The sequence below is a fragment of the Desulfosarcina sp. genome (assembly GCF_033791525.1).
Taxonomy (GTDB): Bacteria; Desulfobacterota; Desulfobacteria; order Desulfobacterales; family Desulfosarcinaceae; genus Desulfosarcina.
The window spans coordinates 1-14,646 of the sequence record NZ_JASJGN010000214.1 but is presented as its reverse complement, the minus strand read 5'-3'; the positions used below and the strand labels follow the sequence as shown (position 1 = coordinate 14,646).

Here is a 14,646-nt window from a genome sequence, read left to right as displayed (position 1 = left end):
GTAAGCTGGTAAGCTGGTAAGCTGGTAAGCTGGTAAGCTGGTAAGCTGGTAAGCTGGTAAGCTGGTAAGCTGGTAAGCTGGTAAGCTGGTAAGCAAAATAGATTCTGGGAAAAGAAAAGACAAACACGATTTTAATTACTAATATTCCTATAGCACCTACCGCCTAAACCGGTACTCACCTTCACTTGAAAGGGCCACGAATGAAACCAATAAAACCATATTCTCTCAAATGGATAGCCACAGCTGTTATTCTCACCTTGATGATCTTCCCCGCCTGCTCCCAACAGTCCATGCAGCGCGCTGGCCAGGGAGCCGCCACCGGCGCGGTGGTAGGGGCCGTCGGGGGGATGGTCAGCGCCTTGGTATTTGGCGGTGACGTCGGTGAGGCAGCCGCCAGGGGCGCGGTATGGGGGGGCAGTACCGGTGCCGCCGCCGGGGCCATGTCCGGGGCCGTGGCCGACAGCAATCAAAAAAAGGCCCAACAGGCCGCCGAACTGGAAGCCTTGAGAAAAAGGCTGGGTGACGATGCCTTCAACGGCCTGGCCGCCCTGGTGGAATGCAAACACGAGGTCGCCCAGGGGTACGGCCGTACGGCGGCCCAATCCGACAACCCGAACTTTGCATTAGCCGGCCTGTGGCTCCAGGTGATCACCTTTGCAGACAGCCGCCAGGAGGACCAGGCCCGGGCCCTGTTCCCCGATCTGGTGGAAAAAGACGGCAACCTCTCGTCCGAATCCCAGGCGGAAACCGAAATGCAAACGGCCCAACAGAAACTGATGGATATCCGGCAAGAGTATAAGTTGCCCAGAGACTGTGGCTGAAGGCCCCACCCCAATGTCGCATAAACAATTTGGTCGAAACGTCAACACCCCTGACCCCTGCCATCTTCTCTTCGGGAGTGGAAGGCGATGTATCGGACCACTATTGTCCCATCGCTGAACGAAAAGCGCTGAATGCGTCCCCTCGCCCCTTCGGGGAGAGGGACAGGGTGGGGGGATTCTTAGGAGCGTTTACCCCAACGTTGAATAAAAAAAATTCGAAAATTATCGTTACTATTTGAAATCATAAATGAAGATCATGATTTATCCTTACGTTCTGGAATTCACCAAATGTGCCGTCCAGGGTGTAACGATAATTTTCTCATTTTTTTTACCCTACCGGGAAAGCCGGAGGCGCCCAGAACCTTCGTTACCAAGGGATCGCAGTAAATTTCTACGGCTTCACCCTTGACGCCTTGGCTCTGATCCCCTCCGGTTTTTGCAACGATGGGGTTTATCAGGATGAGCCAATCTAAAATGATTAAAGCCGTCTTCCCCACGAAAGGACGCACATGAAACGCATTACCCTTATTCTCATGCTCTGTTTGTCTGCATTTTTAAACGGATGCATTTTTAAGGATCTAAAGGAGGAGTTGGCGGAATTCGATCAATCCTATGCCATTGCCGGGAAAATTTCGAACCATGAGCAGGCGACAGGCCCCGTGCTGGTCATCCTATACAGCCATTCAGAAGAACCCAAGACCATTCAACAAATTGTTTTTACCGAGGCCACGGGTGATTTTTCGTTTCTGGTCCACCCGGGCGTTTACAGCTTAGCGGCATTCGCGGATACAAACAGCAATATGGCCTGGGACATGGGAGAACTCGCTGGACGATATGGTGCACCGGATGAGATAGCTATTCCCCCGCAGCCCACTGTCGGGCTGCCGGATACTCGGGATGTCACCAGGCTGGAGATGGTTCTGAAACCACCCGGAGGGACTCTATCCGACTTTCCCTCGCTGGACGACACCAGTCTCGTCGAGGCCAAATCCCTGGTACGCCTGGGCACGATCGCTAAACTCGACGATTCCATTTTCGCCCAGGAGAACGGCTCGTTAGGGTACTGGAAACCAGCCACATTCTTGAAAGAGCTGGGTTTCGGGATCTATTTTCTGGAGCCTTTCGACCCCGCAAAGATCCCGGTCCTTTTTGTCCATGGCGCGGTGGGAACACCCGTGGGGTATTCACCGATGGTCGACGCGATGGATCGGGATCATTTTCAACCCTGGTTCTTCTACTATCCCTCCGGTATTCGGTTGACATCCGTCGCCAACGCACTGAGCGAAACGGTGGTCATGCTTCGCGACGCCTACGATTTTAATACGCTGGCAGTCACTGCCCACAGCATGGGTGGGCTGGTTTCCCGGGCTTTCATAAAAGAATATGCTCTGACGGACAACCCGGCGGACGTCAACCTGTTTGTTTCCATATCGACCCCTTGGGGCGGTTCGCGGATGGCGGCCAAAGGTGCGGAGGAAGCACCGGTGGCCGTCCCTTCCTGGCACGATATGGGACCGGACAGCGACTTCATCCGAAATTTGTTTGCCACTCCGCTGCCTGCGGGGGTGAGCCATCACCTGTTCTTCAGCTTCAAGGGGGATTGCAGCCTGTTCATGGCCAACAACGACGGCACCGTTGAATTGGAAAGTGAACTGGACTACCGGGCTCAGCGGGAAGCCTCTACAACCATAGGCCTCAACGAAGATCACGGGAGTATTTTGGAGAGCCATGAGTTGTTCGATGAGTACAATCGATTACTCAGCACGCTCGTGAATAGGGCTGACAGGCAATGAACGGCTGAACCTTAAATCGAAAACACCGCGACCCTGTCTATGGGGTAGCGGCGTTTTTTTCACAATGAAATCCGGATACTTGCGTGTTCAGCGCTCCTCGAGAATCTCTCCACGCGTGCTGACGACGACCTCCCGGCTGGGCACATTCACCCCGGAAGCCTCCATTCCTTTTTTCACGATCATGGGCAGGCCGGAGCAGCAGGGCACCTCCATGATCATTGTGGTGACGCTTTTCACACCCGCCGTCTTGAATATCTCGGCAAACTTGTCGATGTAGGACTGGACATCGTCGAATTTCGGGCAGCCCAGCATGACGGTCTTGCCTTCCAGATAATCCCGGTGCAGGCTGGGAAAGGCCACGGGTACACAGTCGGCCGTCACCAATAAATCGGCGCCTTTGAGAAAGGGTGCTGTGGGCGGGATGAGGCGGATCTGGACCGGCCAGTGGGTCAGGGCGGAGGCGGCCTTTTCAAAAGAGGTGGGGGTGTTGGCGCTCTGACAGCCGGCTGTCGGTGCAAAGCTCTGGATCTGGGTGGACGGGCAACCGCAGGGCATGGTCTGCTTCTCTTCATGTCCCTTGTGCGTCTCCAGGTGCTTTTCCACGGCCGCTTCGTCGAAATCCTCGGCATCACGTTCGATAATCTGCAGGGCATCCTGGGGACATTCGCCGAGGCAGGCTCCCAGGCCGTCGCACAGGTTGTCGGAAATCACCTTGGCTTTTCCGTCGATGATTTTCAGTGCGCCCTCGGCGCAGGAGATGACGCAATTGCCGCATCCGTCGCAGCGTTCTTCATCGATTTCAATGATCTTTCGAGTTACTTTCATAGCAATGTCTTTCTGGCCTCTGTCCGGCCATTTTCCGTCATCAATTTTTCGGCAATAATCGTTTCTATCTTCTCGGGCTGGAGCCCGTTTTCCTTTATTCGGTCTTCCAGGTTGGCTATCCAGTCCGCGTCGTAGAGCACTTTGAAGTTCAGGGTTTCTTCCTCACGCGGGTGATGGTGGTGGCCGACGATATCGCAAACCTCCTCCACCAGCGGGGGTTTGGCCCCCAATTTTTCCAGGATCTCCCGGGCCACGGCCGGTCCCTCCTGCTCTTGATATCGGGCTTCGCTGCTACCGTGCTTTTTCTCCGCCTCGACGATGCCGATGTCGTGCAGGTAGGCCGCACACAGTACGACCGCCGGGTTGCTCCCCTCGGCCCGGCTGATGCGTTCGGCGTAGCGGGCCACCCGGGTGGCATGGCCGATGCGCTTGAAGTCGCTACGGAAATAGCGTTTCATCTCGATGGCCACCCGGTCCTTGAGCAGGTCTTCCTTTTGCAGCAAGAACTCCTCGGGCAGGGTGCCGATACACTGCTCGGCATACTGGCAGTAGGCTGCACACCCGAAATCCAGATCCGGGTTGACGAAGCGGTGCTGGCATTTGGGGCACTTGCGGGCCGTGTCGTCCTTGAAGAACTCGACGTTGGCACCACATTTGGGGCACGGAACCTCATAAATGGCACCGGGCTTCCAATATAGGGTGTCCTGTCCGGGGCATTTCATGGTGGTCCTCCTTAATTTTACCTAACCCGGATAAACCGGTGCTGTTGAAAAAGCGTAGGCCGTAGGCAACAAGTTGCAAGCATCAAAATCTAAAATAACAAATTCCAAATAAATTCCAAATTACAATAACCAAATCTCAAAAAAGGGCAAAAACCAACAGTTGCCTTTGATTTTGATTTCTCCCAAATTGGCGATTGGTATGTCCTTTCTTCACAAGTGTAAGGTTTGGAATTTTGAGTTTGACTATTGTGATTTATTTGTCTTTTGGTTTTTGACTATTGTGATTTAGGCGAATGTAACGGCTGCCGGTTGCCCGACAGCCGATTCTTTTTCAAAATGTCTGCTATTTCGCAGTCTACTACCCCAAAATTGCCTTCAGGTCCTCATCCGGGGTGCCGATGGGCATGATGTTGAAGTTTTTCACCAGTACATCCAGCACGTTGGGGGTAATGAAAGCCGGCAGGCTGGGTCCCAGGCGGATGTTCTTGATGCCCAGGTGCAGCAGGGAGAGCAGAATCACGCAGGCTTTCTGCTCGTACCAGGAGAGGATCATGGACAGCGGCAGATCGTTGACGTCGCATTCGAATGCACCGGCCAGGGCCACGGCAATCTGGATGGCCGAGTAGGCGTCGTTGCACTGCCCCACGTCCAGCAGGCGGGGAATACCGCCGATGTCGCCCAGGTCCTTGTCGAAAAAGCGGAACTTGCCGCAGGCCAGGGTCAGCACAACGCAATCGGAGGGGATCTTTTCAACCAGTTCGGTGTAGTAGTCGCGCCCCGGTTTGGCGCCGTCGCAGCCGCCCACCAGGAAAAAGTGCCGGATAGCCTTGCTTTTCACCGCTTCGATGATCGTTGGAGCCACACCCATGACCGCGTTTCTGGCAAAGCCGACCATGACCTGCTTGCCGGGGACGTCCGCTTCAAAGCCGGGCAGTTCCAGGGTTTTTTTAATTGCCGGGGTAAAATCTTTTTCAACAATGTGGGTGACGCCGGGCCATCCAACCAGGCCGGTGGTGAAGATGTTCGCCTCGTAGGACTCTCTGGGTTTCTGGATGCAGTTGGTGGTCATGACGATGGCACCGGGGAAGGCGGCAAACTCTTTGGCCTGATTCTGCCAGGCAGTGCCGTAGTGGCCGATAAAATGGCTGTACTTCTTCAGCTCCGGATAGCCGTGGCAGGGCAGCATTTCACCGTGGGTATACACGTTGATGCCTTTGCCTTCGGTCTGCTTCAGGATGAGATCCAGATCCTTCAGGTCATGGCCGGAAACGAGAATGGCCTTGCCTTTTTTGGCGCCCAGGGGCACCGCGGTGGGCACAGGGTGTCCGTAGGTGCCGGTATTGCCGGCATCCAGCAGTTCCATGGCCCGCAGGTTGACTTCGCCGCATTTAAGCGCCAAACCGACGTAATCGTCGACGCCCAGGCTGTTGTCCAGGGTGGCGGCCATTGCCTCGTAAATATAAGCGGAAATCATCTCGTCTTCCTGGCCCAGGATACGGGCATGGTCGGCATAGGCCGCCAGGCCTTTGATGCCGTATACGATCAGTTCACGCAGGGAGAGGATGTCCGGGTTGACGGTCAAATCGGATTTGACGCCCACCTTTTCGCCCTGGGCCACCATGCCGGCCTGGTCTGCCGCGGGAACGAAGGTCGCCGGGCCGTCGGCGAAGGCGACATTGCCGCCGGCCGCCTGAACCTTGGCCTTGAGCGCGTCGCGATGCTTCACGGCGTCCTTGACCAGGACCACGAACCGGGCCGGGTCGAAATCGACATTGGTCAAGGTGGAGAAAATGGCTTCATTGGTGAAGTGGTCGACGACCGGGTCACTGACATTGACCTTGGCCCCGGCAATCGCCACCTGGGCGATGCCCTTGGTCGCATAAACGAGAAGGTCCTGAAGGGCAGCGACATCGGGCTGTTTGCCGCATACGCCGATCTTGGTGCATCCTTCGCCTTTGGCTGTCTGCTCGCACTGAAAACAAAACATGGTGATTCCTCCTTAGGTTGTGGTGAATCTGACTATTGCTATCGTTTCCGTTATTGCTTTTGTTGTCGTTGCCGCCGAATCTTGTTTGACCCGGTTGATCGTCTTTTACATGCTTTAATTTTAATTGTCCTTGACCTGGGTCAACAGGTTGATTCTTTTTTTTTCTGATCTGAATGCTCCCCGTTGGAGCCATCCTAACCATAAACGGTTGACGGCCAATACACCTTGACTTATATCAAAAATCCAAGCAAACTCATTGCTTTGAACCGCGACAGCGAGTGCATACCCCGCCGCTTGCGGCGGGCTTAGCGAGCGAACTGAAAATCGCTTTTTTTATCCTTACGGTTGGGACTGACCTGAATATTATTGGTATTTTCAATTGCCACAATAATAAGATGATCTGAATCGTGAGCAACGCCACAGGACTTCATAACGGCAGGTAGGCAATTGCCTTAATTGTAGTTGCGAATTTGTGCATTGCAACCGGGAAAGGCAAATAAGTGCATGGAGGATGACGACAGATGAAAAAAATAAGCCGGATTCTTTCAATCACGCCGCTTTTCAAGGGGCTGTCGGAACAAGAGCTCGATGAGATCGGCAGCATCACCATCGATCGGCATTACAAGCGCGGCGAATCCATATTCATGGAGGGTGAGGAGGCCAACGGGTTCTATATCGTCGCCGACGGCCAGGTAAAAATTTTCAAGACATCCATGGAGGGAAAAGAGCAGATCCTGCACATTTATGGCCCGGGCAACCCCTTTGGCGAAGTGCCGGTCTTCTCCGGTTCCCGGTTCCCGGCCAACGCCCAAGCCCTGGTCAAGAGCCATATTCTCTTTCTGCCCAGAAATTCGTTTGTGCGGTTGATTGCCGAGCACCCGTCCTTGTCCATGAACATGCTCGGTGAGCTCTCCATGCGATTGCGGCAGTTCACTATCCAGATTGAAAATCTCTCATTGAAGGAGGTCCCTTCCCGCCTGGCATCCTACCTGATTTACCTGGCCCGGGAGCAGGATAATTCAGAACACGTCACCCTGGCTATCTCAAAAGGGCAATTGGCCAGCCTGCTGGGCACGATTCCAGAAACGCTTTCACGGATCTTTGCCAAGATGTCCACCCAGGGTCTGATCCGGGTCGAGGGCAAAGCGCTTTATCTGCTGGATCCACCCGGTCTGGAAGATCTGGCCGCGGCTGGTAAGCTGGCCGAATAAAAAAATCTTGCATTTTTAAATTGACACATTGTGGCACTTCTTTTATGGTTCTTTTCGTGAAATCTATTCGGCTACATAAGCGCCCAATGATCCTGGCGCGGCTTTTTTGCCTGACGTTGATGCTGGTTCTGCTTGCCAATCCCGTCCTTGCGGTCGTTTCGACTTCCATGGGGTGCGGCGGACAGGGCTGTTGCTGCGCAAATAACGGTCCTGAGCCGACTGTAAAAATCAGCGCCAACACTGATAAGAATTCCGCTTGCTGCAGCCCAAGGGCATCGATTCCGTGCCGCGTGACCACCAATAGCCTGCCGGACGCGCCCCCGGCGCTGACCCAGGCCACTCAACGAGGTACCGCTGACACCATCCTCTTGCTGCCGAGTGGCTTCATCGCAGCGATGTCGGACCAATCGCACCACCTTTCCATATCAATACACGACACCGGATCAACCATTCCCACCCCCCCATTATATCTACAATCCTGCCGTTTGATCTGTTGAAATCAATTTCTTAACCCGAAGATAAACGGCGTCCGGGTGAAAGCCCTTCCTGGCCTTGTTTTCCAATGTCGGAGGCGGGTGTTGATGCAATCCCATTCATCCCACACGCTATAAACCGCTACCATCTTTGTGAATCACAACGTTTCACCATCGATAATTATAAAAGAGGATTACACCATGACATCCAAGAAAAAAAAACCGACCCACAAAACCCGTGAAGCCAAAAAAGCCATTGTCATGAACACCAGCAAGAAGAACCCGATCCCCATCGTCATCGCCGCCGTTGTCGTCATTGCCGCGGCTGCCGGCCTGGGCCTGTTCCTGTTTCCGGCCGACGAATCGTCATCGAAACCGGTGGCGACCGACAACCACGGTCGGTTCACCTATGCAGTTAACCTGTTTGACGACGGCCAGGCCCGCCATTTTGAATATGCCGATGCCAATAGCAACACCACCATCAAGTATTTCATCCTGAAAAGTGCCGATGGGGTCATCCGGGCAGCCTTTGATGCCTGTGATGTCTGCTGGCCTGAAGGCAAAGGCTATGTGCAGGATGGCGACGTAATGATTTGCCGCAACTGCGGCCGCCGCTTCGAGTCGGTGAAGGTCAACGTCGTCCAGGGAGGCTGCAACCCGGCACCGCTGAACCGGACCATCCAGGGTGATGAGGTCGTAATTCTGGCGGATGATCTGAAAAAAGGCCAGGGCTACTTTAATTTTTCCAAAAAGGCGTAAATCATGCGGCTGACCGATATTTCCATAAAAAACCTGATCCGGCGCAAGGCCAAGGCCGGGTTTATCATGGCCGGCCTGGTGGTCGGGGTGGCCGCCATGGTGGCGGTGATCGGATTCGTGCGCAGCATGACCGCCGAAATCAATCACAAGATGGAACGCTACGGCGCCAACATTCTGATTCTGCCCAAAACCGAAGATCTTCAACTCAGCTATGGCGGGCTCAATCTGGGAGGGGTATCCGTTGGTGTGCAGCCGATCCGCCAGGCGGACCTGCATCGCCTGTCCACCATTAAAAACGCTGCCAATATCGCCGCCACCGGACCGACCCTGCTGGGTGTGGTTTCCGCCAACGGCCGCGACGTGCTGTTGGCCGGCATCGAAATGAACCGCGTCGAGGTCCTCAAACCATGGTGGAGCCTGTCCGGCAGCCGGCCCGACAGCAATGCCGTGCTGGCCGGTGCCCAAACCGCCAGTTTGCTGAACCTGACCATCGGCCAGACGGTTGACATCAATGGCAGGCGTATGCACGTGTCGGGCATTCTGGGTACCACCGGCAGCCAGGACGACCAGTTGTTGTTTGCCGAGCTGTCTACCGCCCAGGTCATCCTGGGCAAGCAGGGCCAGATCTCCATGGTGGAGGTGGCGGCCCTGTGCCACGACTGCCCCATCGACGATATGGTTCAACAAATCTCGGGCGCGCTTCCCGACGCCAAAGTCATGGCCATCCAGCAGGTGGTCAAAGGGCGCATGGACACCCTTCACCGCTTCAGTGCCTTCTCCATGGGCATGTCCGCAGTGGTCATCCTGGTAGGCAGCCTGGTGGTACTCACCACCATGATGAGCAGTGTGCGTGAGCGTAAAGAGGAGATCGGCATTTTCCGGGCCATGGGGTTTCGCAAAAGCCACATCATGGGAATTATCTTTTCCGAAGTAGCCATGATCTCCGGCCCGGCCGGCCTCATCGGCTATCTGGCGGGCACCGGAGCCACGTTCATCGCCGTGCGGTTTTTTTCAGACATGGACCATGCGGCGACCGCCTGGGATCCGCTGCTGTGCGGTGGTGCGATTCTGTTGGCCATGGTAGTAGGACTGACGGCCAGCGTCTATCCGGCAATCATGGCCGCCCGGCTGGACCCCAACACCGCCCTGCGGTCCTTGTAGGAGATAATTATGAGCAGTATCAACGCCCAACAACTGGGCAAATCCTATGGGCGGGGCAGCGGAAAAGTCCATGCCCTGTCCGACGTCAGCTTTACCATCGACAGCGGGGAATTCGTCGGCATCATGGGAGAATCGGGGGCAGGCAAATCCACCCTGCTCTCCATCCTCGGTGCCATGAACACCCCCACCACGGGAACGTTGGCGGTGGACGACATCGATGTCTATGATCTGAAATCGGAGCAGCGTGCCGATTTCCGTCGTGAATTTCTGGGGTTTGTTTTCCAGAGCTTCCACCTGATCCCTTATCTGACCCTGCTGGAGAACGTCATGCTGCCGTTGACCACCATCCGCATGCCCAAATCGGAAAAGCGGAGCAAGGCCCTGGCGGCGCTTGAGCGGGTAGGACTGGATGGCAAGGGTGATCGTCTGCCCGGTGAAGCTTCGGGTGGCGAAAAGGAACGCTGTGCCATCGCCCGGGCCATTGTCAACGACCCACCGGTGCTGCTGGCCGACGAACCCACGGGCAACCTGGACACCCGCACCACCGATGCGGTCATGGATCTGTTCACGGGGCTCAACGCCGAAGGCACGACCATTGTAATGGTCACCCACAGCCCCCGTTGCGCCGCCCATGTGCACCGCGTCCTCGACGTGGCCGACGGACGGCTGTTGAAAGGTGTCTCCGTGGCACCGCCATCCCACTGCATGTGATCCGGGGAGTCCGCGCCAATCGCCTTAAGGGGCTGGCGTGAGCAGTGCATTGGGTTTACCCCAACGTTGCAAAAGCAGGAGGGGTTAAGTGTTGGGTGCGCCGTGAACCGGATGCGTTTCGATTGCGCGGCAGACCGCTGACAACTGCCGGGCGGCTTTTTCAGGCGGCACGGCCTGCCACACGGCACCGAGCACGGCAATGCCCTTGAACCCGAGGGATGCGGCCGTGACTGCCCGTTGCGCATCGAGCCCCCCCAGGGCAATCACGGTGTGCTCCGTCCAGGACAGGAAGGGTCTTAAATCCGAATGGTCAAAGGCCGACCGGTAACCTGGCTTGGAGATACTGTCGAAGATGGGGCTCAGCAAAATATAATCGAACAGGCCGTCGTATTCAGGGATGTCCGTAATCCGATGGAAGGCTGAGGAGAGGCGGCACCCCGGCTGCGCCAACCTGAGCTGCCGGAGGCGCTGCAGGTTGTGCGTCCTCTCTTTTTCCGTAAAATGAATGCCCATGAGATCGAAATGATCGAGCAGCCTCGGGTGGCCGTGGACCATGATCCGCGGGTGATACGAAACAGGAACCTGTTTCAGGTAATCGGCGATCTGCCTGTCGGTTTGCCCCGGCTTTCGAAGGTAAACGGTGGCCGACGACTGATGCAGGACCCAGCAGACCACTTCCGGTTCATCGGGATTATCCTCAGGCGGAGAGATGATGATCAGGCGCATGGGTACGTAAAACCGTAAAAAACAAAGTACAAGTACCAAATCCCAAATAATTTCCAAAAACCAACTTCCAAAATAAAGCGTCCTACTTCTTCTCCATCTTCTGCTTCAATTTCTTTTCAATTTCGGCAAACAGGTCCTGCTTTTTCTGATCCTGCTGAGCCTTTATGGACGCCACCTTCTCTTTCATGACGTCTTTGCCTTTTTTGAATTTTTTTAACTCCTGCTCCAGGCGGGTTTCTTCGGTGTCCCTCGGCAGGTCCTCGATGGCCAGGTGGTTGCCCACGACAATCCGATCATTGAATCCGCTTTTCACCGTATCGACGATGCCCTGTTCCTTGAACCGATTGAACAGGTAACTGCCCTTTTCGTCCGAATAGTCGAGCAGGCGGCAGACGGACTCGATGGACGGCGGTGCACCCTCCCGGTGATCCAGGACCCGGACGGCGGCAACAAACAGATGGGCGGTGCTATATAAATCGTTCGCTTTCATGATGGTCCATCCCTGCGTTGCATGGTTTTGGATGCGGCCATTGTCGGCCAATTTCTTGACATCCCCCGGCAAGGAGAGTAACATTTGCCGGTGAATTGTCAAGCGGCAACCGGCCCGCGCTTCCCGGGGTCGGATATTCCTTCAAACCATTATCATTTAAAGATGTTGTAACCGTTTTCCGTGTCACCAGCGCGGTCGGTATCGACCATGCCAAACAGACCATCAGGGGATAAAATCATGACCGAGATTATCGATGTAACGGCGAGAGAAATTCTGGATTCCAGGGGTAACCCCACCGTGGAAGTGGAGATGATGCTGGCCAGCGGCGCCATCGGCCGGGCGGCAGTCCCCTCCGGCGCCTCCACAGGAACGCGGGAAGCCCTGGAGCTTCGCAACACTCGCGCCAAGCGCTACGGCGGCAAGGGCGTGGTCACGGCCGTGAAGAATGTCAACACCACGATCGCCGATGAAATCCGTGGGATGGACGCCTCCGACCAGTTGACCCTGGACGCCTGTATGCTGGCCCTGGACGGCACGGCCAACAAATCCAAGCTGGGCGCCAACGCCATCCTGGGCGTCTCCATGGCGGCGGCCCGGGCGGCGGCCTCTGCCTTCGGCCTTCCCCTGTTCCGCTACCTGGGCGGTGTAAACGCCAGGATCCTTCCGGTGCCCATGATGAACGTAATCAACGGCGGCGCCCACGCGGCCAACAACCTGGACATCCAGGAATTCATGATCGTCCCCTTCGGCGCAACCACGATCGCCCATGCCATCCAGATGGGCGCCGAGACGTTTCACGCACTGAAAAAAATCCTCAAGTCCAAGGGACTGAGCACGGCCGTGGGCGACGAGGGTGGTTTCGCACCGAATCTCAAATCCAATGAAGAGGCCCTGAGCTTCATCATGGAAGCCATCAAGTCTGCCGGCTACACCCCCGGCAAGGATATGGGCCTGGCCCTGGATGTGGCGGCCAGCGAATTTTACACGAAGAAAAAATACGTCCTCAAAGGCGAGAACAAATCCCTGTCCGCCGTTGAAATGGTAGATTATTTCGAAGACTTGGTGGAAAAATACCCGATCCTGTCCATCGAGGACGGCCTGGCCGAGCAGGACTGGGAAAACTGGGCCGTGCTGACCGACCGTCTGGACGAATACATTCAGATCGTGGGTGACGATATCTTCGTCACCAATCCGACCATCTTTGCCAAGGGCATCGAAGACGGCATCGCCAACTCCATTCTGATCAAGCTGAACCAGATCGGCACGGTTACCGAAACCCTCGACGCCATCGAAATGGCCAAGCAGGCCGGGTACACCACCGTGATCTCCCATCGCAGCGGTGAAACCGAAGACACGTTTATCGCCGACCTGGCCGTGGCGGTGAACAGCGGCCAGATCAAGACCGGTTCGCTGTCGCGATCCGACCGCATCGCCAAGTACAACCAACTGATCCGCATCGAAGAGCGGCTGGGCCGTGGCGCACAATTCGCCAAGGAGATCTTCATTGGCGATTAGGGGCGGTACCTGGCGAAAAATATTTCATTATCCTGTAATTATTGTTCTATTCAAAATGAAGAGAACTTCAATCATAGCGGCATGGGCCATGTTTTCGGTAATGTTTCTCACCGCGACCACACCCGGCCCGGCCGTTGCCTACGTTCTCGAAGGGCCCCATGTCCTCGAACTCAGCGCCGAAGCCATGGGTACCATCGCCGCCCTCCAGGCCAATCAGAAACTGCTGATATATCCGCAGACGCCGGAATCGTTGCCGACTGTCTATGATGAAACCGCCACCTATGTGATGCCGGAACGGTTTCGTTCGGATATCGTTTCCGACCAGGTTCAGCGAACCCACCTGGTGTTTGCGGACAGTTCGATCACGGTGATCGACGGCCGGATGGCCATGGGTGAAAACCCGTTCGATCTCTACCAGCAGCTGCTGCGAAGCCGAACCCGGCCGCGCCTGATGCGAACCCTCAATCGACTGGGCGTCGAGACGGCCATATCCAGCTTAGGGCGGCTTGATGAAAAAGTGGTGTTCGTCCTGGGCGCCCGCTATCCCGATGAATCCGTATCCCAACTGGCCATCGACAAGGAAACCTTTCTGCCCGTTCGTTTGCTTCTGGTGGACCGGGGGACGGTTGCAACCGACAGGCGCCTGGAGATTTTTTACCGGAACTGGCAGAAGATTCAAAGCGGTTGGTTCCCTTTCCAGGTGGATTTCAGCATCAACGGTCGCCTGGCCCGGGAGATCCGGGTAGCCGACCTTCGCCTCAATCCGTCCATCCCGGCAGACATGATGGACCTGGAAGCATTGAAAGCATCGGTAGCGCTCAACGATACCGATACGCCCCAGGAACAAAAGCAGGATGCGGTGGATGCGGTGCAGCAGGCGGTGCAGGACTTTCAGAAAAAATTTGAATAGCCGGTTTTCCTAACCGGTCAAATATGGTACAGGCAGTCGCAATCAGCATGCCTGCCGGCAAGGGGTGGGCAAATTGAAAACCACATTTGAGGCGGGGTAGGACCGGAAAGTCGCACCGCTTGCTACCTGACATGACCAGCGATGGTCAGGGAAAGACTGATGGCGCAACCTGGCCTGCAGGATGAAAAAGAGAATATCCAATGTCGAACAAGGAACCGCAGAATATCGAAGGTGAGGCATACTGTCCATTTTTGTATTTCGCCATCACGAAGTGATTCCTTCGTTCGACAATCGATATTGGATATTGGACATTCTGCGGTTTGTTTTTCATGCGGTCACGAAGCCATGACAATTGTTTTTCATTCGGCGTCGGCAGTTTAATGGTCCAGTAAAAAGTCGCATTTCCGACGGATTCGTAAAAAGCCCGAGATCAAGGCTTGCGAATCCTGAGAATACCGCTATCGCGGGTGCCGTAGGCAGCGTACTTACGGTACTCCGCAGTGACGAAGGATGAAGTGTAACACAGATATCGGAGTTTTTAC

General features: G+C 55.5%; 13 protein-coding genes. 8 read left to right on the top strand and 5 right to left on the bottom strand.

Annotation, left to right across the window (positions count from 1 at the left end; all coding sequences use genetic code 11):
- The first annotated feature begins 200 nt into the window (after nt 1-200).
- Both QNK41_RS10685 and QNK41_RS10680 read left to right on the top strand, forming a co-directional pair.
- On the top strand, nt 201-821 hold the full coding sequence (locus tag QNK41_RS10685; protein WP_319256566.1) for a hypothetical protein: 621 nt from the start codon (nt 201-203) through the stop codon (nt 819-821).
- Between the two features lie 509 nt (nt 822-1,330).
- Nucleotides 1,331-2,614: a hypothetical protein gene (locus QNK41_RS10680; protein ID WP_319256564.1), complete on the top strand. Its 1,284-nt coding sequence runs from the start codon at nt 1,331-1,333 to the stop codon at nt 2,612-2,614.
- 87 nt (nt 2,615-2,701) lie between these two features.
- Here the strand turns inward: QNK41_RS10680 and QNK41_RS10675 are convergent, their stop codons facing one another.
- The 3 genes from QNK41_RS10675 to hcp form a co-directional block, all read right to left on the bottom strand.
- Nucleotides 2,702-3,439 carry an ATP-binding protein gene (locus QNK41_RS10675; RefSeq protein ID WP_319256561.1) on the bottom strand — a complete coding sequence of 246 codons (738 nt, stop codon included), beginning with the start codon at nt 3,437-3,439 and terminating at the stop codon, nt 2,702-2,704.
- Nucleotides 3,436-4,161 carry an HD domain-containing protein gene (locus QNK41_RS10670; protein ID WP_319256559.1) on the bottom strand — a complete coding sequence of 242 codons (726 nt, stop codon included), beginning with the start codon at nt 4,159-4,161 and terminating at the stop codon, nt 3,436-3,438. The genes QNK41_RS10675 and QNK41_RS10670 overlap by 4 nt, the downstream gene beginning before the upstream one ends.
- A gap of 358 nt (nt 4,162-4,519) precedes the next feature.
- Nucleotides 4,520-6,148 (bottom strand): hydroxylamine reductase, encoded by a 1,629-nt coding sequence (gene hcp / locus QNK41_RS10665; RefSeq protein WP_319256557.1) that lies wholly within the window; start codon nt 6,146-6,148, stop codon nt 4,520-4,522.
- 521 nt (nt 6,149-6,669) lie between these two features.
- Between hcp and QNK41_RS10660 the strand changes: the two genes are divergently transcribed.
- From QNK41_RS10660 to QNK41_RS10645, 4 genes are all read left to right on the top strand, one after another.
- Nucleotides 6,670-7,359, top strand: a complete 690-nt coding sequence (locus QNK41_RS10660) for a Crp/Fnr family transcriptional regulator (protein WP_319256555.1) — start codon at nt 6,670-6,672, stop codon at nt 7,357-7,359.
- A 674-nt stretch (nt 7,360-8,033) separates the two neighbouring features.
- On the top strand, nt 8,034-8,591 hold the full coding sequence (locus QNK41_RS10655) for a DUF2318 domain-containing protein (RefSeq protein WP_319256553.1): 558 nt from the start codon (nt 8,034-8,036) through the stop codon (nt 8,589-8,591).
- Between the two features lie 3 nt (nt 8,592-8,594).
- A complete protein-coding gene (locus QNK41_RS10650) occupies nt 8,595-9,752 on the top strand; it encodes an ABC transporter permease (RefSeq protein ID WP_319256551.1) in 1,158 nt (385 codons plus the stop codon).
- Between the two features lie 9 nt (nt 9,753-9,761).
- Entirely contained in the window at nt 9,762-10,463 is a 702-nt protein-coding gene (locus QNK41_RS10645; RefSeq protein ID WP_319256549.1) for an ABC transporter ATP-binding protein, read from the top strand.
- Between the two features lie 84 nt (nt 10,464-10,547).
- Here QNK41_RS10645 and QNK41_RS10640 read toward each other — a convergent pair whose 3' ends face one another.
- Entirely contained in the window at nt 10,548-11,228 is a 681-nt protein-coding gene (locus tag QNK41_RS10640) for a thiamine phosphate synthase (protein WP_319256548.1), read from the bottom strand.
- Between the two features lie 43 nt (nt 11,229-11,271).
- Nucleotides 11,272-11,679 (bottom strand): hypothetical protein, encoded by a 408-nt coding sequence (locus tag QNK41_RS10635; RefSeq protein ID WP_319256546.1) that lies wholly within the window; start codon nt 11,677-11,679, stop codon nt 11,272-11,274.
- 237 nt (nt 11,680-11,916) lie between these two features.
- Between QNK41_RS10635 and eno the strand changes: the two genes are divergently transcribed.
- Both eno and QNK41_RS10625 read left to right on the top strand, forming a co-directional pair.
- Nucleotides 11,917-13,194, top strand: a complete 1,278-nt coding sequence (eno, locus tag QNK41_RS10630; RefSeq protein WP_319256544.1) for a phosphopyruvate hydratase — start codon at nt 11,917-11,919, stop codon at nt 13,192-13,194.
- Nucleotides 13,195-13,282: 88 nt separating this feature from the next.
- Nucleotides 13,283-14,104: a hypothetical protein gene (locus QNK41_RS10625; protein WP_319256542.1), complete on the top strand. Its 822-nt coding sequence runs from the start codon at nt 13,283-13,285 to the stop codon at nt 14,102-14,104.
- Nucleotides 14,105-14,646: the final 542 nt, after the last annotated feature.